This is a genomic window from Sulfurimonas gotlandica GD1 (assembly GCF_000242915.1).
GTDB lineage: Bacteria > Campylobacterota > Campylobacteria > Campylobacterales > Sulfurimonadaceae > Sulfurimonas > Sulfurimonas gotlandica.
Genome location: NZ_AFRZ01000001.1, coordinates 915,811 through 940,152, shown reverse-complemented (window position 1 = coordinate 940,152; position 24,342 = coordinate 915,811). Strand labels below are relative to the sequence as shown.

20 protein-coding genes are annotated in these 24,342 nt (G+C 34.9%); 11 read left to right on the top strand and 9 right to left on the bottom strand.

The genetic code is table 11. From position 1 onward, the window contains the following. Positions 1-26: 26 nt before the first annotated feature. The 5 genes from rpoB (at position 27) to fusA (ending at position 12,110) form a co-directional block, all read left to right on the top strand. The gene (gene rpoB, locus SMGD1_RS04455; protein ID WP_008338971.1) at positions 27-4,172 is read left to right on the top strand and encodes a DNA-directed RNA polymerase subunit beta; all 4,146 of its coding nucleotides are present in this window, start codon (positions 27-29) and stop codon (positions 4,170-4,172) included. Then, on the top strand, positions 4,165-8,685 hold the full coding sequence (rpoC, locus tag SMGD1_RS04450) for a DNA-directed RNA polymerase subunit beta' (protein ID WP_008339148.1): 4,521 nt from the start codon (positions 4,165-4,167) through the stop codon (positions 8,683-8,685). The genes rpoB and rpoC overlap by 8 nt, the downstream gene beginning before the upstream one ends. A 185-nt stretch (positions 8,686-8,870) precedes the next feature. Next, positions 8,871-9,248 carry a 30S ribosomal protein S12 gene (rpsL, locus tag SMGD1_RS04445; protein WP_008338735.1) on the top strand — a complete coding sequence of 126 codons (378 nt, stop codon included), beginning with the start codon at positions 8,871-8,873 and terminating at the stop codon, positions 9,246-9,248. A gap of 108 nt (positions 9,249-9,356) precedes the next feature. Continuing rightward, entirely contained in the window at positions 9,357-9,824 is a 468-nt protein-coding gene (gene rpsG / locus SMGD1_RS04440; protein WP_008339153.1) for a 30S ribosomal protein S7, read from the top strand. A gap of 198 nt (positions 9,825-10,022) precedes the next feature. After that, a complete protein-coding gene (gene fusA / locus SMGD1_RS04435) occupies positions 10,023-12,110 on the top strand; it encodes an elongation factor G (protein WP_008338850.1) in 2,088 nt (695 codons plus the stop codon). A 61-nt stretch (positions 12,111-12,171) separates the two neighbouring features. Here the strand turns inward: fusA and SMGD1_RS04430 are convergent, their stop codons facing one another. Further along, the gene (locus SMGD1_RS04430; RefSeq protein ID WP_039920215.1) at positions 12,172-12,399 is read right to left on the bottom strand and encodes a hypothetical protein; all 228 of its coding nucleotides are present in this window, start codon (positions 12,397-12,399) and stop codon (positions 12,172-12,174) included. 61 nt (positions 12,400-12,460) lie between these two features. Here SMGD1_RS04430 and SMGD1_RS04425 point away from each other — a divergent pair, with 61 nt between their 5' ends. After that, entirely contained in the window at positions 12,461-13,132 is a 672-nt protein-coding gene (locus SMGD1_RS04425; protein ID WP_008339055.1) for a hypothetical protein, read from the top strand. Here the strand turns inward: SMGD1_RS04425 and SMGD1_RS04420 are convergent. Further along, a complete protein-coding gene (locus SMGD1_RS04420; RefSeq protein ID WP_008338719.1) occupies positions 13,119-13,832 on the bottom strand; it encodes an arginyltransferase in 714 nt (237 codons plus the stop codon). The genes SMGD1_RS04425 and SMGD1_RS04420 overlap by 14 nt on opposite strands. 52 nt (positions 13,833-13,884) lie before the next feature. Here SMGD1_RS04420 and SMGD1_RS04415 point away from each other — a divergent pair, with 52 nt between their 5' ends. Then, positions 13,885-14,220 carry a hypothetical protein gene (locus SMGD1_RS04415; RefSeq protein ID WP_008339132.1) on the top strand — a complete coding sequence of 112 codons (336 nt, stop codon included), beginning with the start codon at positions 13,885-13,887 and terminating at the stop codon, positions 14,218-14,220. Between the two features lie 25 nt (positions 14,221-14,245). Here the strand turns inward: SMGD1_RS04415 and prfB are convergent, their stop codons facing one another. After that, entirely contained in the window at positions 14,246-15,355 is a 1,110-nt protein-coding gene (gene prfB / locus SMGD1_RS04410; RefSeq protein WP_008338787.1) for a peptide chain release factor 2, read from the bottom strand. Positions 15,356-15,405: 50 nt separating this feature from the next. On the opposite strand from prfB, the gene panC reads away from it, so the two are divergent. Continuing rightward, positions 15,406-16,251, top strand: coding sequence for a pantoate--beta-alanine ligase (panC, locus tag SMGD1_RS04405; RefSeq protein ID WP_008340757.1), 846 nt, complete (start codon positions 15,406-15,408; stop codon positions 16,249-16,251). On the opposite strand, the gene SMGD1_RS04400 is transcribed toward panC, so the two are convergent. The 4 genes from SMGD1_RS04400 to flgB form a co-directional block, all read right to left on the bottom strand. Beyond that, positions 16,228-17,988 (bottom strand): peptidoglycan D,D-transpeptidase FtsI family protein, encoded by a 1,761-nt coding sequence (locus tag SMGD1_RS04400; RefSeq protein WP_008338851.1) that lies wholly within the window; start codon positions 17,986-17,988, stop codon positions 16,228-16,230. The two genes, panC and SMGD1_RS04400, sit on opposite strands and share 24 nt — an antisense overlap. A gap of 114 nt (positions 17,989-18,102) precedes the next feature. Next, entirely contained in the window at positions 18,103-18,411 is a 309-nt protein-coding gene (gene fliE, locus SMGD1_RS04395; RefSeq protein WP_008339134.1) for a flagellar hook-basal body complex protein FliE, read from the bottom strand. 14 nt (positions 18,412-18,425) lie between these two features. Then, a complete protein-coding gene (gene flgC / locus SMGD1_RS04390) occupies positions 18,426-18,917 on the bottom strand; it encodes a flagellar basal body rod protein FlgC (RefSeq protein ID WP_008338793.1) in 492 nt (163 codons plus the stop codon). 9 nt (positions 18,918-18,926) lie between these two features. Then, complete coding sequence (gene flgB, locus SMGD1_RS04385; RefSeq protein WP_008339011.1) at positions 18,927-19,358, bottom strand: flagellar basal body rod protein FlgB; 432 nt, start codon at positions 19,356-19,358, stop codon at positions 18,927-18,929. A 197-nt stretch (positions 19,359-19,555) separates the two neighbouring features. Between flgB and SMGD1_RS04380 the strand changes: the two genes are divergently transcribed. From SMGD1_RS04380 to SMGD1_RS04370, 3 genes are all read left to right on the top strand, one after another. Continuing rightward, a complete protein-coding gene (locus SMGD1_RS04380; protein WP_008338812.1) occupies positions 19,556-20,041 on the top strand; it encodes a type II secretion system protein in 486 nt (161 codons plus the stop codon). Positions 20,042-20,209: 168 nt separating this feature from the next. Further along, positions 20,210-20,677, top strand: coding sequence for a pilin (locus SMGD1_RS04375; protein WP_008338766.1), 468 nt, complete (start codon positions 20,210-20,212; stop codon positions 20,675-20,677). Positions 20,678-20,687: 10 nt separating this feature from the next. Further along, complete coding sequence (locus tag SMGD1_RS04370) at positions 20,688-22,544, top strand: primosomal protein N' (protein WP_008338854.1); 1,857 nt, start codon at positions 20,688-20,690, stop codon at positions 22,542-22,544. Here SMGD1_RS04370 and SMGD1_RS04365 read toward each other — a convergent pair. Both SMGD1_RS04365 and SMGD1_RS04360 read right to left on the bottom strand, forming a co-directional pair. Then, entirely contained in the window at positions 22,541-23,104 is a 564-nt protein-coding gene (locus SMGD1_RS04365) for an NUDIX domain-containing protein (RefSeq protein ID WP_008338885.1), read from the bottom strand. The genes SMGD1_RS04370 and SMGD1_RS04365 overlap by 4 nt on opposite strands. Next, positions 23,097-24,281, bottom strand: a complete 1,185-nt coding sequence (locus tag SMGD1_RS04360; RefSeq protein WP_008338964.1) for a peptidoglycan DD-metalloendopeptidase family protein — start codon at positions 24,279-24,281, stop codon at positions 23,097-23,099. Before SMGD1_RS04360 ends, SMGD1_RS04365 begins: the two co-directional genes overlap by 8 nt. Between the last annotated feature and the right edge of the window lie 61 nt (positions 24,282-24,342).

The following is a 24,342-nucleotide window of genomic DNA, read 5'->3' as shown; positions in this document are numbered from 1 at the left end:
ATACTAATTACTTATCGAGGTAGCATATGTTAAACACTTTATACTCCGGAAACCGTCTTCGTGTAGACTTCTCTAAAACTCCTCAACAGATAGAAGTACCAAACTTACTACAACTTCAACAAAGTTCATATGACAACTTTTTGATGCTAGATGCTAAAGATAGATCAGCTAGTGGTATTGAGTCAGTATTTCAATCAGTTTTCCCTATTCATGACACTCAAAATAGACTCACTGTTGAGTATATTGGCAGCGAAGTAGCAAACCCTAAATATACTGTTAGAGAATGTATGGAACGTGGCCTTACTTATGCTGTTAGCTTAAGAATGAAAACACGTCTTGTACTTTGGGACAGAGATGAGAACACTAAAGAAAAATTAGGTGTTAAAGATATAAAAGAGCAAAGTATATTTGTTCGTGATATTCCACTAATGACAGAAAGAACTTCATTTATTATTAATGGTGTAGAGCGCGTTGTTGTTAATCAACTTCACAGATCACCAGGTGTTATTTTTAAAGAAGAAGAGTCAACAACAGCTGGAAATAAACTGATTTATACAGGTCAAATCATTCCGGATCGTGGATCTTGGTTATACTTTGAGTATGATCCAAAAGATATCCTTTATATGAGAATTAACAAACGTCGTAAAGTTCCTGTAACTATTATGTTCCGTGCTTTAGGATATTCTAAACAAGATATTTTAAAACTATTCTATCCTATTCAAACTATAAGTATTGAAGATAATAAATTTACTATGGATTTCAATCCAAGCGATTTTGCTGCAAGACTTACATATGATTTAATTGATATAAACGGTAAAATTCATGTGCCAGCTGGAAAAAGACTTTCAGTAAAAAAAGCACAAAAACTTATTGATGATGGATTGAAATCAGTGGAGTATCCTCTTGAAACTCTTATTGATCGTTATTTAGCTGAGCCAATAATTGACCCTGAGACAGGTGAAATACTTTTTGACACAATGACTCATATTGATGAGACTAAACTTAAGAAGATGACTGAAATAGGTGTTAGTGAATTTAAAGTTGCAAATGATTTAGCTGAAGGTGTTGATCGCTCTATTATTAATGCATTTAATGCAGATTCTGATTCACTTAAACTGCTTAAACAAACTGAAGATATTGAAGATGAAAATGATTTAGCTGCGATTCGTATCTACAAAGTTATGAGACCAGGTGAACCAGTAACTAAAGAGGCTGCAAAAGTTTTTGTTAATCAACTTTTCTTTGATCCAGAGAGATATGACTTAACTAAAGTTGGTCGTATGAAAATGAATCATAAGCTTGGACTTAATATTCCTGAATATGTAACAGTATTAACTCATGAAGATGTTATTAATTCTGTTAAATATGTAATTAAAGTTAAAAATGGCCAAGGTCATATTGATGATAGAGATCACTTAGGTAATCGTCGTATTCGTTCTATCGGTGAGCTTTTAGGTAATGAGTTACATAACGGCCTTATCAAAATGCAAAAAGCTATTCGTGATAAATTATCTACTATGAGTGGGCCAATGGCTGAGTTAATGCCACATGATTTAATCAACTCAAAAATGATTACATCTACTATTATGGAATTTTTTTCAGGTGGACAACTTTCTCAGTTTATGGATCAAACAAATCCTCTATCTGAAGTTACACATAAACGTCGTCTTTCAGCTCTAGGTGAAGGTGGTCTTGTTAAGGAACGTGCTGGTTTTGAAGTGCGTGACGTTCACCAGACTCACTATGGTAGAATATGTCCAATTGAGACTCCAGAGGGTCAAAATATTGGTCTTATCAATACTCTTGCAACTTACTCAAAAGTAAATGAGCATGGTTTTATTGAAGCTCCATATAAAGTTATGAAAGACGGTAAAGTAACTAATGAAATAGTTTACCTTACAGCTACTCAAGAAGAGGGCGTTAAAATTGCTGCTGCATCAAATAAACTTGATGATAACGGGCAATTCATTGATACTCTTGTTACAACAAGAATAGATGGTGAGATTTTACTTCGTCCACCTGTTGAATGTCAATACGCAGACCTTTCCTCTCATATGGTTGTTGGTGTTGCAGCTTCACTTATTCCGTTCTTAGAGCATGATGATGCCAATCGTGCACTAATGGGATCAAACATGCAACGTCAAGCAGTACCTCTGCTTAGACCTTTGTCTCCAATGGTAGGAACAGGTGTTGAAAAACTTGTTGCACGTGATTCTTGGGAATGTATTAAAGCTAAAAGATCAGGCGTAGTTGAAAAAGTAGATGGAAAACACATCTATGTTATGGGTGATGATGATGGTGAAATCTATATAGATTACTATCCATTACAGAAGAACTTACGTACGAATCAAAACACTTCTTTTTCTCAAAAACCAATAGTTAATGTTGGTGATTTAGTGAAAACTGGACAAGTAATCGCTGATGGTCCAAATATGGATCAAGGTGAGTTAGCACTTGGTGTTAATGCTATGGTTGCTTTCATGCCTTGGAATGGTTATAACTTTGAGGATGCTATTGTAATCTCAGAGAGACTGATTCGTAAAGATGCTTTTACTTCAGTTCATATCTACGAAAAAGAGCTTGAAGCTAGAGAACTTAAACATGGTGTAGAAGAGATTACTCGTGATATTCCAAATGTTAGAGATGATGAGTTAGTTCACCTTGATGAAAGTGGTATTGTTAAAATCGGTACTCAAGTTAATGGTGGAATGATATTGGTTGGTAAAGTTTCTCCTAAAGGTGAAGTTAAACCAACTCCAGAAGAACGTCTGCTTCGTGCAATTTTTGGTGAAAAAGCTGGTCACGTTATCAATAAATCACTTTACTGTCCTCCAAGTATGGAAGGTGTAGTTGTTGATGTTAAAATCTTTACTAAAAAAGGTTATGACAAAGATCCTCGTGCACTTGAGCTTGAAAAAGAAGAGAGAGATTACTTAGAGCGCGAGCACTATGATCGTCTTCTTATGATTGATAAAGAAGAGATGCTTCGCATTACTAAACTTTTAACAAAAGAAGCATTAGTAAATGATATTAAAATTGGCGATACTGCGTATAAAGCTGGAGATATTATCAATGGTGCAGATTTAGTAGAAGTAAACCGTTTTGCGATGAATGCTATTGTTAAATCATTCTCAGAAGAGATTCAAGATGAGTACAATAAAACTAAAAACTACTTCCAAAAAGAGAAAAGACTTTTCCGTGATGAGCACGAAGAAAAATTAAATATTTTAGAAAAAGATGACATACTAGCAAATGGTGTTGTTAAGTATGTAAAAGTTTATATTGCTACTAAGCGTCAACTAAAAGTTGGTGATAAAATGGCTGGACGTCACGGAAATAAAGGTATTGTTTCTATTATAGTTCCTGAAGTTGACATGCCATATATGGAAGATGGAAGAAGCGTTGATGTATGTCTGAATCCTCTAGGGGTTCCATCTCGTATGAATATTGGACAAATCTTAGAGATGCACTTAGGTATGGCAGGTCGTGAACTTGGTAACCAAATCTTAGAGCAGTTCGAGACTAAGCAAAAAGATTTCATAGATAATCTTCGTTCTAAAATGATAGCAATTGCAGATGTTGCAAAAATGATGAATGCAGTAGAAGTAATTGGGGCTATGAGTGATGAGAAATTCTTACATTATGCTCGTGACTGGTCAAATGGTATCAGATTTGCAACACCAATATTTGAAGGTGTAAATGCAGAAGAATTTGATAAATTATTTAAATTAGCAAAAATGGATGCAGACGGTAAAACTGTGCTTTATAACGGTATGACAGGTGAGAAGATAAAAGAGCGTGTTAACGTTGGTTACATGTATATCTTAAAACTACATCACTTAGTTGATGAGAAGATCCATGCTCGTTCAACTGGACCATACTCTTTAGTTACTCAACAGCCGGTTGGTGGTAAAGCACTATTCGGTGGACAAAGATTTGGTGAGATGGAAGTTTGGGCTCTAGAAGCTTATGGTGCTTCTGCAGTTCTAAAAGAGATGCTAACTATTAAATCAGATGATGTAGATGGCCGTGTTCGTGCTTATAAAGCAATTACAAAAGGTGAGTTAATCCCAGCTTCTGGTATTCCTGAAACACTATTTGTATTAACAAAAGAGCTTCAAGCACTGGCTCTTGATGTAGAGATTTTTGACGAGGTTAAAGACGATGAGTAAATTAGTACCTATACAAGTAACAGAAGATAATAGACCAAAAGATATTAAGCAAATACAATTTCGTTTAGCTTCTCCTGAAAAGGTGATGTCTTGGAGTCATGGTGAAGTAAAGAAGCCAGAAACTATTAACTATCGTACTCTTAAACCTGAACGTGATGGACTATTTTGTGCGAAAATTTTTGGACCTGTAAGAGACTATGAGTGTCTTTGTGGTAAATATAAAAAGATGCGTTATAAAGGTGTTGTATGTGAGAAATGTGGTGTTGAAGTAACAAGCACTAAAGTTCGTCGTAACCGTATGGGTCACATCGAACTTGTAACTCCTGTTGCACACATCTGGTATGTTAGCTCGTTGCCTTCAAGAATTGGTACTCTTCTTGGTATCAAAATGAAAGATTTAGAACGTGTACTTTATTATGAAGCATACATTGTTGAGTCTGGTGGAGAATCATACTATGATGCAGAAGCTAAAACACCAGTTTTAAAATATGATGTTTTAAATGAAGAACAGTACCGTACTTTAGTTCAAAGATTTGGTGAATTAGGCTTTAAAGCTCGTATGGGTGGTGAAGTTGTTCGTGATTTACTAGATTCTATAGATTTAGTTGATTTATTTACTCAACTTAAAGAAGATATAGAACTTACGAAATCTGAAGCAAAAAGAAAAACAATTGCAAAAAGACTTAAGGTTATTGAGTCTTTCTTAAACTCTGGTAATAATCCTGCGTGGATGATGCTAACTGTTTTACCAGTCCTGCCACCAGATTTAAGACCTCTTGTTTCTCTTGATGGCGGAAAATTTGCAGTTTCAGATGTAAATGATCTTTACCGTCGTGTAATTAACCGCAATCAAAGACTTAAGCGCCTAGTAGAACTAGAAGCTCCTGAGATTATTGTTCGTAATGAAAAACGTATGCTTCAAGAGTCTGTAGATGCATTATTTGATAATGGTCGCCGTGCTAATGCTGTAAAAGGTGCTAATAAGCGTCCACTTAAATCATTAAGTGAAATTATTAAAGGTAAGCAGGGTCGTTTCCGTCAAAACTTACTTGGTAAGCGTGTTGATTTCTCTGGACGTTCTGTAATTGTTGTTGGACCAAACTTACGTATGGATCAGTGTGGACTTCCTAAGAAAATGGCTCTTGAACTATTTAAGCCGCATTTGATTGCTAAACTTGAAGATAAAGGTTATGCAACAACAGTTAAAGCTGCTAAGAAAATGATTGAAGACAAAACAAACGAAGTTTGGGAATGTCTAGCTGAGATAGTTGATGGTTACCCGGTTATGCTTAACCGTGCACCAACACTTCACAAGCTTTCAATTCAAGCATTTCACCCTAAACTAATTGATGGTAAAGCTATACAGCTTCATCCATTAGTTTGTGCGGCGTTCAATGCCGATTTCGATGGGGATCAAATGGCTGTACACGTACCTTTATCTTCAGCTGCAATTGCTGAATGTAAAGTACTGATGCTTGCTTCTATGAATATTATGCTTCCTGCATCAGGTAAGGCTATCGCTACACCTTCACAGGATATGGTTTTAGGTTTATACTATATTACTTTAGAGAAAAATGGTGTTAAGGGTTCTAATAAACTTTTTGCAAATGTTGATGAAGTAAGAATTGCTATTGAGCATGATGCACTTGATTTACATGCAAAAGTTAGAACAAGAATTGATGGTAGAATTCTTCACACTACTGCAGGCCGTATGCTTCTTAAAGCAATATTACCAGACTTCGTTCCTGCTGAGCTTTGGAACAGAGTTATGAAGAAAAAGTATATCAATGAAGTAGTTGATTATGTTCAAAAACATGGTGGTATTGGACTTACAGCATCGTTTCTTGATCGTCTTAAAGATTTAGGTTTTAAGCATGCAACAGAATCTGGTGTATCTATATCTATAGCTGACATCATTATTCCTGAAACAAAACCAGCTAAAATAATTGATTCTAAGAATAGAGTTATCGAGATTCAAAAGCAGTATGAAGCAGGTCTTTTAACTGAACAAGAAAGATATAATAAAATCATTGATGTTTGGACAGATACTAATAATACTCTAGCATCACAGATGATGGAGCTTGTTCAAACTGACAAAGATGGCTTTAACTCGATTCACATGATGGCTGACTCTGGTGCTCGTGGTTCTGCAGCACAGATTCGCCAGTTAGCTGGTATGCGTGGTCTTATGGCTAAACCAAGTGGTGAGATTATTGAAACACCAATTGTTTCAAACTTTAAAGAGGGACTTAATGTAATTGAGTACTTTATTTCAACTCACGGTGCTAGAAAAGGTCTTGCCGATACAGCACTTAAAACAGCAAATGCTGGATATTTGACTCGTAAGCTTGTTGATGTTGCTCAAAATGTTAAGATTGTTGAGCATGACTGTCATACGCACGAAGGTATTGAGATTTCAGATATTTCTGATCAGAATACTCTAATTGAGTCTTTAGAAGACAGACTTAATGGTAGAGTCTTAGCTGATGATGTTATTGACCCAATTTCTAATGAGATTTTATTTGCTGAGGGCACTCTTCTTGATGAAGTTAGTGCTAAAGTTATTCACGAGGCAGGAATAAAAACTGCACATATTAGAACTCCAACAACTTGTAAAAGTGAAAATGGAATATGTGCTCTATGTTACGGTGTTAACCTTGCTACTGGTTATATTGTTCGTACTGGTGAAGCAGTTGGTATAATTGCTGCACAATCAATTGGTGAGCCTGGTACACAGCTTACGCTTCGTACTTTCCACGTTGGTGGAACTGCAAGTTCAACTGCGCAAGAGCGCCAAGTTGTTGCAGAAAAAGAAGGTTTCATCCGTTATTATAACCTTAAAACTTACGCTTCAAAAGAGGGTAAAAATATTGTTGCTAACAGAAGAAATGCTGCAGTACTTTTAGTTGAACCTAAAATTAAAGCTCCATTCGCAGGTCGTGTTGAGATTCAAACAATTCACGATGAAGTTTTAATCAGTGTAACATCTGATAAAGATACTGTTCGTTATGCTCTTCGTAAAAATGAAATAGCTAAACCAAATGAGTTGGCTGGTGTTGCTGGACAAATTGAAGGTAAATATTATTTCCCATATGAAAGTGGAAGTTTAGTTGCTGAAGACGAGTCAATTGTTGAAACAATTAAAGATGGTTGGAATGTACCAAGTCGTATCCCATATGCATCTGAGATTTTAGTTAATAATGGTGCTCCTGTAACTCAAAAAATCTTAGCAAAAGAAGAGGGTACTGTTAAGTATTTCTTACTTAAAGGTGACTATTTAGAGAGATTTGAAGGCTTAACTGCTGGATATGAAGTAGTTGAAAAAGGTTTATTTGCTACTGTAGTTGATTCTAATCACCGTGAAGCAATTAGACACTATATAGCACGTGGTTCTGTTATTGTGACTGAAGATGATGCTAGTGTAAGTGCAAAAACTCTTATAGCTAAACCTAAAAATGACGAGTCAACTGTGATTGCAGAATGGGATCCATATTCTAATCCAGTTATCACAGAAGCGAATGGTGTAGTTAAATATGAAGATATCATAGTAGGAACGACAGCAACAGAGCAACTTGATGAGTTAACTGGTAAAACACGTCTTATGATTAACGACCACATCTCAGCTGAATACAAGCCAACAATTGTACTTGCTACAGAAGATGGTGAATTATTAAGATATGCAATTGATGCTAAGTCATCTCTATTTGTTGAAAATGGCGCAACTGTTAAAGTAGCAGATATAATTGCTAAAACACCAAAAGCACTTCAAAAATCAAGCGATATTACTGGGGGTCTTCCAAGAGTATCTGAACTTTTTGAAGGTCGTCGTCCAAAAGCAACTGCACTTATTTCTGAGATTGATGGTACAGTAAGCTTCGGTAAGCCATTACGTGGCAAAATACGTATTATTATTGCATCTGAGAATGGAATTATAAAAGAGTATTTTGTAGATAAATCTCATGTTGCTGTTGTTGCAGTAGGTGACTTTGTCCACGCTGGTGAGAGACTTACTACTGGTATTATTTCTTCACACGAGTTACTTCGTATTATGGGTGTTAAAGCACTTTATAATTACCTAGTTAGTGAAGTTCAACAAGTTTATCGTTCTCAAGGTGTTAATATCTCTGATAAACATATTGAAGTTATATTTACTCAGATGCTAAGACAAATTAAAATTGTAAAATCTGGTGATACTAAGTTTATTCAAGGTGACTTGATTTCAAAAGCTAAATTTAAAGCCGAAAATGAAAAAATCACTCGTCTTGGTGGTCGTCCAGCGATTGCTGAGCCGTTCTTGGTTGGTATTACAAGAGCTGCTGTCGCTGCTGATAGTATTATCTCAGCTGCATCATTCCAAGATACAACTAAAGTTCTTACTGAAGCAGCAGTATCAGCTAAGGTAGATGATCTTAATGATCTTAAAGAAAACGTAATTATTGGTCGTACTATTCCTGTTGGAACTGGTATATATAAAGATCAAGAAATTGTTTTCCATAATGAAGAAGTTAGATAGTTTAATTCTCATTTCCTACTCCTACGCTTTTGCGTAGGAGCATTTATTCTCATTTCCTACTACAAATATTAATCCACACTTAAAATAAGCTAACTTTAATCACTTTTTGTATAATATTACGCGTCTATAACTCCCAAAAAATTGGAGAGTTAAATTCTACTGGAAAAATAAAGTAAAGGAATTGTATGCCTACAATCAATCAATTGATACGTAATGAGCGTAAACGTGTGGTTAAGAAATCTAAATCACCTGCTCTTGTATCTTGTCCACAGCGTCGTGGTGTATGTACTCGTGTTTACACAACTACACCAAAAAAACCTAACTCGGCTTTAAGAAAAGTTGCAAAAGTTAGATTAACTTCAGGTTTCGAAGTTATTTCTTATATCGGTGGTGAGGGTCATAATCTTCAAGAACACTCAATCGTTCTTGTTCGTGGTGGTCGTATTAAAGATTTACCGGGTGTTAAGTACCATATCGTTCGTGGTGCGTTAGATACTGCTGGTGTTGCTAACCGTACGGTTGCTCGTTCTAAATATGGAACAAAAAGACCAAAAGTAAAATAACTTCTAATTAGAAGTTTAAAATTTATTAAATCAAGCTAGCACAGGATAAGCTTTAAGTGGCTTTATTTTGAGTAAATTTGAAAGAATTGAAGAAAAGGAAATTCAAAAATGAGAAGAAGAAAAGCTCCCGTTCGTGAAATAATGCCTGACCCAGTTTATGGAAGCAAAGTTTTAACGAAATTTATTAACAAAATTATGTTTGATGGTAAAAAATCTACAGCAGAAAAAATCATTTACAGTGCAATGGATATTATTAGCTCTCGTGGTGAAAAAACTGGTATAGACACATTTAATGAAGCAATCGAAAATATTAAACCTATTATCGAAGTTAAAAGTCGCCGTGTTGGTGGTGCTACTTATCAAGTTCCAGTAGAAGTACGCCCGGTACGTCAACTATCACTGTCTATCAGATGGTTAATTGATTCTGCTCGTAAGAGAAATGAAAGAACTATGGCTGAGAGATTAGCAAATGAATTAATGGACGCATCATCTGATAAAGGTAATGCATTCAAGAAAAAAGAAGACACTTACAGAATGGCAGAAGCTAATAAAGCATTTGCTCATTACCGTTGGTAAGCACTACTTTTTTTACACACAAAGGGAAGTAATTCCCTTTACTAGGTTAACACATGTTTTGCTCACTAAGCAAAGCTCAAGTTTGCTTGCAAACTTTTGTGTTAACATTTATTATAGATTTAAAACCTCTTTTATAAGTAAATATAATTTATTTATAAAAGAGGTAATCTCTCAACTAATTTATACAAGGTACTAACAATGGCAAGAAGTCACAAATTAAATGATGTAAGAAATATCGGTATTGCTGCGCATATCGATGCTGGTAAAACTACAGCAACAGAAAGAATTTTATTTTATACTGGTGTTGAGCATAAAATCGGTGAGGTTCATGATGGTGCTGCTACTATGGACTGGATGGAGCAAGAGCAAGAGCGTGGTATTACAATTACTTCTGCTGCTACAACTTGTGAGTGGGAAGGCAAGCAGATAAATATTATTGATACTCCGGGCCACGTTGACTTCACTATTGAAGTTGAGCGTTCTATGCGTGTACTTGATGGTGCTGTTTCAGTATTCTGTGCTGTTGGTGGTGTTCAACCTCAATCAGAAACAGTTTGGAGACAAAGAAATCGTTATAAAGTTCCTTCAATTGTTTTTGTTAATAAAATGGATAGAACAGGTGCAGATTTTTACGAAGTTGAAAATCAAATTCGTGAAAAACTAAAAGGTAATCCGGTTCCAATTCAACTACCAATTGGTGCAGAAGCTGAATTTGACGGTATTATAGACCTTGTTCTAATGAAAGCAATTGTATGGGATAAAGATGCAGCTATGGGTTCTAACTACCATGTTGAAGAAATTCCTGCTTCTTTACAAGACAAAGCTGACGAATATAGAGAAAAAATGCTTGAATCTATATCTGAAGTTGATGGTAATGATGAATTTGCTGAAAAATTCTTAGAAGGTGAAGAAATTTCTAATGAAGAGATTGCTGCAGCAATCAAAAAAGCGACAATTGGTATGGCAATCGTTCCAATGACTTGTGGTACAGCATTTAAGAACAAAGGTATTCAAACTTTACTTGACGCTGTTGTTGCTTATTTACCATCTCCAATGGAATCAGCAGCTATTGAGGGTACTTTGATGGATGATGAAGAAGTACACGTTGCAGTTCCATCAACAGACGAGGGTGATTTTGCAGCATTAGCATTCAAAATTATGACAGATCCATTTGTTGGAGTACTGACTTTTATCCGTGTTTATCGTGGTTCATTAGATGCTGGTTCTTTCGTGCATAACTCTACTAAAGATAAGAAAGAGAGAGTTGGTCGTATAGTTAAAATGCATGCTATCAAGCGTGAAGAAGTTAAATCAATTTACGCAGGTGAAATTGGTGCTGTTGTTGGTTTGAAAGTAACTACTACGGGTGATACTTTATGTGTTGGTGAGAAAGTTGTTCTTGAGAGAATGGATTTCCCTGAACCAGTTATCTCTGTTGCTGTTGAGCCAAGAACTAAAGCTGACCAAGAAAAAATGGGTATTGCACTAAGTAAGCTTGCCGCTGAAGATCCATCTTTTAGAGTTAATACTGATGAAGAGACTGGTCAGACTATTATTTCAGGAATGGGTGAGTTACACCTTGAAATTCTTGTAGATAGAATGAAAAGAGAATTTTCTGTTGAAGCTGAAGTTGGTGCTCCACAGGTTTCTTACCGTGAGTCTATTAAAGATACAGTTAATCAAGAATACAAGTATGCTAAACAATCTGGTGGTCGTGGTGCATTCGGTCATGTTTACCTTACAATCAAACCAGGTGCAACTGGAACTGGTTTTGTATTCCACAACGAAATTAAAGGTGGAGCAATTCCTAAAGAATTTATTCCTGCAGTTGAAAAAGGTTGTGCTGAGACTATGGGCAGTGGTGTACTTGCTGGTTACCCTATGGAAGACATGGATATTACACTTTATGATGGTTCATACCATGATGTTGATTCAAATGAAATGGCATTTAAACTTGCTGCTTCTATGGCATTTAAAGAGGGTTGTCGTAAAGCACGTCCATCAATCTTAGAGCCACTTATGAAAGTTGAAGTTGAAGTTCCTGAAGATTACATGGGTGACGTTATCGGTGACCTTAATCGTCGTCGTGGTCAAATTAGCAATATGAGTGACCGCTCAGGTAACAAGATTGTTGACGCATTTGTTCCACTTGCTGAGATGTTTGGTTATTCAACTGACCTTCGTTCTGCAACTCAAGGACGTGCTACATATTCAATGGAATTTGATCACTACGAAGAAGTTCCTAAAAATGTATCTGAAGAGATTCAGAAAAAGAGAAACGGTTAATATTACTTTTTCTCCCTCAACACTTCCTTTTGGAAGTGTTGAACTTATTTAAACTTACCTTTTATTTTTTCTCAAATAACTTAGCAATAAAACCAGAAACAGCTCTTAGAAAAAAGAGTATTAAGTATACAAAAAACGTATACAGTAGCGGATGTACATAGTTAGCCTTATCTTGCATAAGTCCAAGTCTAACAGTTGGATCACTTAGCATATCTGGATGCATAAGAAAAATCAGCAGCGTGAGCAAAGCGGTGTATATAGTCAATTCTTTTTTTAATATATCAATCATGTGATAATTCTATCATTATTATTCTGATATAATACGAAAAAATAAATTTTATGGATATTTTATGATTAAATTAGTTATTTTAGCTCTTTTAGCAACATTTTTAATGGCACAAAATCCTAAGGTATACTCTGCGCTAGGTGATGTAATATATAACAATGTAGATAATATTGAAAAGTTAAAAGATATGCCTGAATTCTCTCAGTATGAGAAAAAAATAGATTCATATGTTAAAGAAGTTTATAAAGCCAAAGATTTAGGGTATGCAATAGAAGCTGGTGATAAAAATATAGATAAAAAAAAGTATTTACAAACTATTAGAGAATTATCAAAAACAAATGATTTCTTCCATAGAACTACTGTTAATTCTTATAAATCATCACTCATCAGTCAAGATAATGAACTGTTCTTTAAAACTGTGAATTCTGGGCTTATGGATACATCAAAACATAAATCTGAAATATTAGAATATTATTTTGCACATTGTACAGATATGAATGCAACAGGTGTAATCCAAAAATATTTAGATGAAGACGAGATGCTAAAAGAGAAGCAAGATTCATCCAAAAAACATGGACTTTCTATAAAAGAGATCCAAGAAGCTAAGATAAAACGTATACGTGAAAAAGATAAAGAAAAGCAAGAATCTATTCAAAAAACTTTAGAAGAAGAACTTATTAAAAAAAAGAGTGAAATTCGTAAAGAACAGGTAGAAGAGTTAGCTAAACCCAATTAAACTCTTCATCTTCTGTTGGTCTTCCCTGTAGTGTAAGAAATGGCTTGTAGTCAGCCTTGTATGAAAGTGATGAGCAATCTTTTACATAGTAACCAAGATATATCCATTCTTTATTTTGAGACTCAGCAAATTTTATTTGAAATAGTAATGACAGTTTTCCTAATCCATACTTCATATACTCGGGATCATAATAGAAATATATAGATGAAATACCATCTTCAAGTATATCGATTAGGTCTACAGCTATCAGCTTGTCTTCATGATAATATAGTACTTCGTATCCAAAACCGTTATGTCCGTTTACAAATGAACTGTAGTAGCTCTGTGGGTTCGTTTTGCTATGATCCCAATTTTTCTTTTCTTTCATATAAAGATGGTACTTCTCAAATAAAGCTAAATGAGCCTGCGTCATAGTTGGTATTTGTATGTAGCTCTTTATAAACTCTGCTTTTTTAAGAACTCTTCTGTGAGATTTGGAAAATTTAAAATTGCTTACATCTATTTTGATACTTTTACATTCATTACAATTTGCACAAATTGGTCTAAAGAACATTTTGCCAAATCTTCTATACCCTCTCTCTATCAGTTCTTGGCATTGTAGAGCATCGCAATCATCAATTACTTTATAATGAGTTGTCTGTTGTGTATTGTCAAGATATGAGCATTTATCATCAAGTGAAAATTCTTTAAGTAGATTCATATTGTGATTTTGACATAATTTGCACTATAATTGGTAAACTAAAAGGTGAACTTTGGAATTTTTTGAAAAAAATAAAATATTGATACTTAGAATCGCAGGTGTTTTAATGCTTCTAATTGGTTTTGTCGTACATTTTTGGGTTACACCAAAAGAAGGATTTACTCAAAATGAAATTGCTGCTGCAAATATAGCTAGAATGGAAGCTAAAGTAGCAGGTGGAAGCGGAAGTAGCTCAAAAAAACCTCAAAAGAAAGATACATCTAAATTCCTTGAAGAGTTTAAGGACACTCAGGCTAAACAGATGCGATATTTGACTATAATAGCTATGATTTTAGGTGTTGGATTTTTAGGATATAGTTTTGTAAGAAAAAATGAGCCAGCGAATTAGGCTTTATTTTTTAAAGAAATATTTACTATCTAATAGTGCTCTGCTTGTTTTGAGCGATTAAAACTCCCTCAATCATTTTGTCTATATCTCCATCTAAGATGCCAGATACATTTGAATAGGCTTCATTACTTCTTGTATCTTTAACCTGCTGATATGGCTGCATAACATACGATCGAATTTGGTGTCCCCAACCTATCTCACTCTTTGCGATACCTGCAATTTCAGCTTTTTGAGCTGCTAATTCCAATTCATAAAGGCGAGATCTTAGCATCTTCATTGCGGTTGCTTTATTCTTGTGTTGAGATCTGTCATTTTGACACTGGACAATAACATTAGTTGCTATATGAGTTATTCGTATAGCTGATTCTGTTTTATTTACATGTTGCCCACCTGCACCGCTTGCGCGATAAGTGTCAATACGAATATCCTTGTCCTCTACGACTATGTTTATATCATCATCAATTTCTGGTGAAACCATTACAGAACTAAAAGAAGTATGTCGTTTAGCGTTTGAGTCAAATGGTGAGATACGAACAAGTCTATGTATCCCATTTTCTACTTTTAAGTATCCGTATGCATTTTCACCTTTAATCAGTATGGAGGCATCTTTTATTCCAGCTTCATCACCAACTTGATAGTCCAAAACTTCTACGCCAAAGCCATGTCTCTCAGCCCATCTTTTATACATACGAAGTAGCATCTCAGCCCAGTCTTGTGACTCTGTTCCGCCAGCACCAGGATGAATGGATAAAATAGCGTTGTTAGAGTCAGTTTCACCGCTTAAGAGGACTTCTACTTCCATGTTAAGGATAAGTTGTTCTAAGTCACTAGCATCGCTGAAGCACAACTCTATTGAGTCTTCATCGTTTTCTTCTTTAGCCATCTCATAAAGCTCCAGAGCATCTGTGATAGCATCTTTTGCAATTGAATATTTATCTAGTTTTCTTTGAAGTTGTGTTTTTTCTTTTTGAATTTTTGCGGCATTATCAGCATCGTTCCAAAAGTCCTGATCGTTTTCCAGTTCTTCTATCTCTTCTAGTCTGCTTGTTAGTTTATCAGGTTCTACAACACCAGTAATGTTGTTCATTTTTAAATTTAAATTTTTTAAGAGTTCTGTGTATTCGTAGTTGTCCATAAATAAACCTATTTGTTATATAATGCGATTATATTAAATTGAGGCTTAAAATGAAGATTATTTCTACTCCATTAGAGTTAAAAGAGTATTTAAAAAATTATGACAAAACAGTTGGTTTTCAAGGAAATCGAAGTGTCGGTTTTGTTCCAACTATGGGTGCTCTGCATGAAGGGCATATTACTCTTATAAAAGAGGCAAGAAAAGCCAATGAAATTGTGATAGTTTCAATATTTGTCAATCCAACGCAGTTTTTAAAAGGCGAGGATTTAGATAAATATCCGAGAAAAGATGAGGCAGATAAAAAAATCTGTGAGCTGAGTGGTGTAGATATTCTATTTTTTCCAAATGCAACAGATATATATGACAGTGATGAAGTTAGTATTTTAGCACCTAATGTTCGTGGATTTGTTTTAGAAGGAACTAGCCGTCCGTCACATTTTAACGGCGTTTTAACAGTGGTGATGAAACTTTTAAATATTGTGAACCCAACAAAAGCTTACTTTGGAAAAAAAGATGCACAGCAGTTAAACCTTATAAGCTTAATGGTTAAACAGTTCTTTATGAGTGTTGAAATTGTTGCAGTAGATACTGTTAGAGAGAATGACGGTCTGGCACTTAGCAGCAGGAACGTATATCTATCAAAAGAAGAGAGAAAAGAGGCACTAAAGATTTCATCATCACTTCACATAGCTGCAAAGATGCTTTCTTCAGGAATAGTGGATGTTAAGGAGATTATAAAAAAGATGAGAGAGATACTTTCCCCATTAGAAATTTCTTATGTAGAAATACTTAACCGTGATTTTGAGATAATAAAAGAAGTCGAGATAGGAAATACAGTGATCTTAGTAGAAGCAAAAGTTGGTAATACTAGATTACTTGACAATATTTGGCTTTAGATACCCCTCTTCAACCATTATGTCAATAATTTTTTTGTAAACAGGTACAGCAGTTTGAGCAGCGAACTGACTACTCTTAGGCTCAATTACAATTACACCAATAGTATATTTGCTTTCTTGATCGTTCGCAAAACCTAAAAAGGCTGTATTGTATTTGTTTACATATTGTCCTTTTTCAACCTTATGTGCTGTTCCAGTTTTCCCACCAATGATTAAGCCATCTGTTTTTGTCTTTGTCCCTGTTCCTTCATTTACGGTTTTAATAAGTATTTTTTTTATTCTATTAGCCGTAGAACTCTTTATTACTTGAACCTGTTCTCCGTTTTCTATTGGTATGTTATTTCCTCTTGCATCTATAAAGTTACTCACTATTTTTGGAGTTATTATTCTGCCGTTATTATTAAAAGCACTATAAGCACGAATAAGCTGCATAAGGTTTGCTTGCATCCCGTAACCATATGAACATGTTGCTTTATATATTTCATTGCTTAGTCTTGTACTACTTGGGACTGAACCTTCTTTTTCATACATCAAATCAGGTGTAGAAGATTGACCAAAACCAAAACTTTTAAGACCATCATAGAATTCTAAACCACTTAGTTTTTGAGCTAGTTGAGCAATGCCCACGTTTGATGAGTGCACTATTACATTTTCTGCACTAAGCCAATCATATTTATGCTCATCAGTTATAATTTTTCTTCCTATTTGAAAGCGACCATTATGTCCATTAACTAAATCATAAGGGTTTACAAGGCCTTTGTCCAAAAGTATGGCAAACGTGATTGTTTTAATAACACTTCCAGGTTCAAAACTATATTCTGTCATTGCACTGTTTAAAGATGGGTAGTCACTTTTTTGAATGTTCTTTGGCATAAATCTGTTTGAGCTAGCCATAGTAATTACTTTACCATTTTTAGAGTTCATAATTGCACAGATGATTTGATTGGCTTCTAATTCACCTTTCATTGAGTCAAGCATCTTCTCTACTCTTTTTTGCAATCCGACAGGAATATTAAGTTTTATATTAAGGCCGTTAATATACGGTTTTGAGAAACTTTCTTTATTTAATATGATGTATCCGTTTACATCTCTTTTGCCTTGGCTAATTTCATTTTGCCTCGCAGCTAGAGCTTCTTCAAACCTTTTTTCAAGACCTTTTACACCTTTTATATATGTGTAGCCATCATCTTCTAGTTTATGCGGATAACCAATTATAGGTGTTAAAAGATCTCCATAAGGGTATTCTCTGCTCTCTCCACTTTCAATTATACTTAATCCATGAAGGGTAGATTGTCCTGTTCGTGGATTTTTTCTCTCAACAAACACTTTGTAACGCCTGAGTTCAAAGGCAAGTTTTTTTAAGTACTGTGCTCTTTTTTCAGGAATGTTGTAGCTTAGAACAACAACACCTTTTCTTTTCCCGAGTCTTTTTTTGATCTCTTTTAAACTAATTCCAGAGTAGATGCTAAAAAGTTCAACAAATAGTTCCATCTTTTGCGGGTCTATATAGTGAGTGTTCACAACTGCTTTGTATAGCTTTTTTGTTGTTGCAATATGAAATCCGTCAGCACTTATTATTGAGCCTCTTTGTGCTTTAGAAGATTCTTCAGTGTAAAGAGATGGAAGGTGGCGAGATTTTAATACTGTTAGCAGCATTACACTTAAAAAGATTAAAAAACCAATGCTGATAAGTGTATATAGAAGAAATATTTTTTTACTTTTATTTTGGTTATTCAAATTAGTTACTTTTTTATGTAGATTATATCATAAGAGTTGTAGATTCTTAGCTTTGAAAAAGCTAAAGCTCATTGACCAGAGTGGTCAAATTGAAGAGTTCCTTTTAAGGACTAATTACAGTTGTGTTCTTCCTAGCTCTTTATAGGCATTTAGAGCTTTGTTTCTAATCTCAAGCATTAGTTTCATGCTTGTTTCAGCTTTTCCTATTGCAAGAGCTGCTTGGTGCAGGTCTTTTACCTGACCTGTAGCCATATCACCAATAGCTTTTTCACTTATTTCTTGAAGATCATTTACTTCATTTAGTGCAGATTTAAGATGATCGGCAAAAGCTTCACCACCAGCACCGTCAATCTTATTCTTTTGTTTTAAAAGTTCGGCTGTCGATGTTCCTGATAAGCCGTTAATCTTTCCAAATTCACTCACAATCTATCCTTCTTTTACTGCAATAACGAAATTGCAGAGTTTGCCATATTTTTCGAACTCTCAAATGCAGCTACATTTGCTTGATAAGAACGAGTCGCTTCTACTAAATCGGCCATTTCTATAACAGGATTAATATTTGGATACGCGACATACCCATTTGCATCTGCATCCGGATGTGACGGGTCAAATTTCATCTTAGGTTCACTGTCATCTCTAGAGATTTTATCGACTATTACACTCATTATAGCAGGATTCACTTTTTTACCAAAATCACCTTCATTTAAAGGATCTTCAAATTTAGCACTATCTGTCATCTTCCCTATAGCTTTATTGAACTGTTCATTAAAATCAATAGCTTTGAAAACTACCTCTTTTCTTCTGTATGGTCCACCCTCTTCAGTTCTTGTTGTCTGTGCATTTGCGATATTTTGAGAGATTGTATTTACACGAACACGCTGAGCACTTAGTCCGTAACCGCTAATATCAAAACTGCTTAAAAATGACATTGTTTATCCTTAACTTACTTTTGATGATGCGTCGATAACACTTTTGAAGATCATGCTATCTTTTTTATTTGCTTGAATTAAGGCGTTGAACATTACCGAGTTTTTACTCATCTCAGTTGTTTCAACATCTAAGTCAACACTATTGCCATCATTTCTTGCCATATGTCCATCTCTGTAAAATGTCGTAGGCTTATAGTTGCCTTTTTCATTGTGAAGAGGAATATGCGCACCATTTGTTTGAGCCAGTGCTAGTTTATCACTGCCTTCGTTTAAGATGTCAGCTTTCTTTGCAGCTAAAGCATCAGCAAAACTTATATCTCTTGGTCTATAAAAAGGAGTATCAGCATTTGCGATGTTTGAAGATATCATATCTTGTCTCATAGCTCTGTAATCAAGTGCATCTGAGATCAATCCATGTGTACGAGAAATTTCTACGCTCATAACTACTCCTTTATTTTAAAGGAAGTAAGCAATTTTAGTTCCAAAATACTATAGTTATTTTATATTTGTTAATTTTTTATAACAAAATAGATAATAACAACAAAATAGTTTACTTTAAGCAAGAATTAATGCTATCTGGCGGATAATTGTTCCACGGTTACTAGAGTAGCCCATTTTTTTAATTCAAAGGAGTTCTTATGAAAAGAGCTGGTTTTACTATGATCGAATTGATCTTTGTTATCGTTATTTTAGGTATTTTAGCTGCTGTAGCTATTCCAAAGCTTGCTGCTACACGTACAGATGCTGGTGTGTCTAAAGTAGCTTCAAACATTGCTACTGCTGTGAGTGATATTGGTGCCTACTATACATCAAAGGGTACTTTTACTGGAGCAAATTGGTCGGATATGACTAATGTTCGTCTTGATACTACTGCTGCAGGTGGTACTGCATCTGGAGCATGGGCGACAGGAACAGCAGTTTACCTTAATGACGGTACTACAGCTGCAAAAAGTTGTTTCAGTATATCAGCAACAACAGATGGAAATGTTTCAGTAACAGCTCTTGCTGGCGGAACAGATCCAGTATGTGTTGGTGCTAAAGCAGCAGCATTAAAAAATAATGTTTGTGCTGCTGATGGTACAGCAAAAGTACATGCCTTTGGTGGTGTTGGTGTAGCTTACTAAATAGTTACTTTTCTTCCTTCTCGTTCCATCTCTCCCGAGATGGAACGCATATAATAGAATCTTCTTTCATTTAAAAATCATAAACATAAAACTTTAAACTAAAATAATCTAAATAATGTTAATATAGTAAACTAAATAATCTAAACCTTTTTTTACAAGGAGTTCTTCATGCAAAAATCAAAAAACGCTTTTACAATGATAGAAATGGTATTTGTTATTGTGATTTTAGGTATTTTGGCAGCCATTGCTATTCCTAGATTTGCGGCAACTCGTACAGATGCAGAAATAGCTAAGGGCCGTTCAGATATTGCTTCTATTCGTTCTGCTATTGTTAGTGAGAGACAAACTCAGTTAATAAGAGGCGTTAGTACATATATGCCTAGACTTAGTACGGGTGTAGCAGGAGATAACCTTTTTACTGGTAGTGATGCAAACAGAACACTTTTAATGTATGGTGTATCTGCTGGTGATTGGGCTCAAGGCATAGTTAACGCTGGAACAACAGATACATATACTATTACCATTAACGGAGTAACACTTACTTTCACGTATACTGTAGCAAATGGTAGGTTTACATGTAGTACAACAGCTGGAAGTGCAGCACAAAATGCACTATGTGAAAATCTAATTAATTAGATATAAATTATTGAAATTTTATAATATTTCTCTTCTTGGCTCGCCTCTTGAGCCATTTACATATAACTCATTGCAAACCATAAGCATAGGCACTAGAGTAAGTGTAAATGTTAGAAATAGAATTCTAAATGGTGTTGTTCTCTTAAAAACAGATGAACCAGAATTTAAAACTTTAAAAGTCATAGAAATAAGTGATTTCATTTACTCTAAAAAACAAATAGAATTAGCCAGATTTATCTCAACTTATTATGTTTGTTCTGTGGGTGAAGCACTTGGTGTTATGACTCCTTTTTCTAGTTCCACCTCAGAAGAGGTGGAACTAGAAAATAATATAACAAAACCATTACATAGCCAAATAGAACTCTCTCAAAAACAAGAAGAAGCATTAGTTTTTTTAAAAACCCATAAAACTTCACTGCTTTTTGGAGATACAGGTAGTGGAAAGACTGAAATATATATGAAATATTTTGAGGAGATGATAGCATCTGCTAAACGCTCAATTTTTCTGATGCCAGAAATTTCCCTAACACCTCAGATGAGTCAAAGACTAGAACACCATTTTGGTGAAGCAGTTGTTATGTGGCATTCTAAACTAACTCCCCTTCAAAAAAGAAAAGCTCTTGAGAAGATTTATAATGGAAATGCAAAGATAATAGCAGGGCCACGTTCAACTCTCTTTTTACCTGTAAATGATTTAGGTCTGATAGTTGTAGATGAAGAACATGATGACAGCTATAAATCATCATCAAGACCTCGTTATAATGCTCGAGATATAGCTATTTATATGGGTAAACTTTATGATGTCCCTGTTGTTTTAGGAAGTGCTACACCATCTTTGAACTCTTTTACAAAATTTCCATACTTTAGACTTAAAGGTGGTTTCTTTAGTGCAAACAGAGAGTTTATTTATGAAAAGTCAGCCGAAGCTTTATCTCCACTTATTTTACAGAGCTTAAAAAGTACTTTAAAAGCAAAAGATCAATCGATTGTTTTTCTTCCAACTAGGGCAAATTTTAAGTACTTAATCTGCCAAGATTGCGGTCATACAACTCAGTGTGTGTTTTGCAGTATTGGGATGAGCATACATCAAAAATCTCGCGCTTTGAAGTGTCACTACTGTAACTATACTCAAGCTATTCCTCAGGTATGTAGTGAGTGTAGAAGTCCATCTTTAGTTAGTTCGCGTCTTGGAACAGCTGAGGCAGTAAAAGTTATAAGTGAAGAGTTCGTAGATGCAAGGGTTGAGCAGTTCGATCGTGATGCTATAACAACTGCCAGCAAGCTCAAAAAAGCTCTTAAACGCTTTAACGATAATGAAACGGATATTCTTGTAGGAACACAGATGCTAAGTAAAGGACATGATTATCATGGTGTTACTTTAGCAGTTGTTCTGGGAATGGACAATATGTTAAATATGAGTGACTACAGAGCCAGAGAAAAAGCTCTATCTTCACTCATCCAAGTGTCTGGCAGAAGTGGTAGGGCGAAAAATGCCAAGGTTTTAGTTCAGAGTTTTAATGAAGAGTTTTTCAGTGCTTACATGGATAAGTATGAAGAGTTTTTGGAAGAGGAAAAGATTTACAGACAAGATCTCTATCCTCCATATAAAAAATTATGTCGAATTCTTTTTTCTCATAAAAATGGAGCAAAAGCTCAAGAGCAGATGCGAAAGATGCAAGAGCTTTTATCTCATGAATCAAATGTAGAAATAGTAGGATTTGGTAAGTGCGCTGTTGAGAGAATATCTGATAAATATAGATTTGAAATACTTCTTCGCTCAGATAAAAGTACGGACATAATCAAGGCAATATCTAGATGCAAAGTAGATTTAGCTGAAGTAGATATGGACCCTATAGAGTTTGGCTAAGTAGTTTTGTTCTCAAAAAACCAGTAGATAGAGAGCATGACTCCTGTAGTCTTTTGATAACTCTCATCAAACATAAAAGTTTTAGCTTCTTGAGTCGGAATATATATGACTTCTATCTCTTCTTCCTCTAATCCACCACCTTCATGAACCATCATACTTTCATCTATTTCAGCATAATAGAGAGTCTGATGTGTACCTGAGATACCAACACTCGTGTAAAAAGAACTGATTTTTTCTAGATTTTCTACAGGTACATCATATCCGCACTCTTCATGAATCTCTTCTTTTGCTATTTGCACATTTGTTGTTTTTTTATCTACTATGCCTGCACACAGTTCATACATCATGCCATCTATTTTATTCTTGTTTAAAACGGTAGCTCTTAACTGTTTTACTAGAACAAATGCGTCTTTGTCCCGATGCCAAAGAAGCACTGCGACACTATCATGAGAGATTACTGCTTCCCAGACTTTTTTCTTTTTATTTTGAGTGTAGTTTATTTTTATTGGCTTTATAAACTTTGGATTTGAGAGTTGTTCTATAGAGTCTATTTTACTCACAGTGTGCTCCGTTATAGAAGTAACAAACTTGTTCTACTTTTTGAGGTTTCTCAAAAGGTGTTTTATTAACCAAATGTAGATTTATTCTTTGATCATAGTTTTCTTTTAGTTTAAAAAACGCCTTACTCTCATTGCCTTTTAGCTTCTTCGTTGTAACTTGAACGACGCGAAGAGGGTTAATAGCACGACCGTCTGTTCTAAGTTCAAAATGAAGGTGTGGACCAGTAGAACGGCCAGTGTTTCCAACATAGCCTATAGTGTCACCTTTTTTAACATGCTTGCCTCTTTTTATACCTCTGCGAAATGATTTTAGGTGAGCATATCTAGTCTCATATCCATCAGCATGACGTATTTTAACTAAGTTGCCATAGCTTCCCAGATATGCTGAGTAAATTATTGTTCCACTTCCTGCTGCAATGACAGGTGTTCCACGTCTTGCTGCATAGTCAATGCCAAGGTGAGCCTTCCATTTTTTCAACACAGGATGAAACCTTCTATTTGTGAAGTGTGATGAAACTCTAGCCCCACGTACCGGACGAGCTAGTAAGAATCCTTCTACTTCATGACCTTTTTCATCATAATATCTATCATCATCATTTAAATATATAAAGTGTTTTTTATTTCTCATTTCTATCATGGCAACTTTTAGTGTTGGCATTGAGAAAGGACGGCCAAGACGATATTTTTGATCATAAACCATTACTAGTGTATCACCTTTTCTTAGGTCTCTTTTAAAATTTAGAGAGTTTCTAAAATTTGATACAAAAATTTGTGCTAATTTTTTAGAGCCTGTTGCTTTGATGATGTCATAGTATGGAGAGTTGTCTATTTTAAGAGTAAATGCTTCTGTCTTTGTGCTAGAAATAATGGGAATTGCTTCAAAATTATACTCATCTTTATGTTTAAATATATGAATTTGAAGCTCATCATTTAGTGGAAGTAAAATTTGTTCAATAGCTCCATTGTTATCTTTTAAAATCTGACAGTGGACACCTGTTCTCATCTCTTCTGTCAGCCTTTGATCATCTTTGTCAAGGTCATAATATAGTTTTTTAACAGGAAGGTTCTGCTTTTCTAAAAATATTAGATAAGTTTCGCCGTTAAGCCATCTGAATCTCTCAACTTGAGAGCTAAAAAGAGAGGTTGTCAGTAGAAAAAGTAGAAAAAATCGTATCATTAAATAACCATAAATATTAAATTTTTTGAAATAATTTAGAAACTCTAACAAAAGTTGGCTT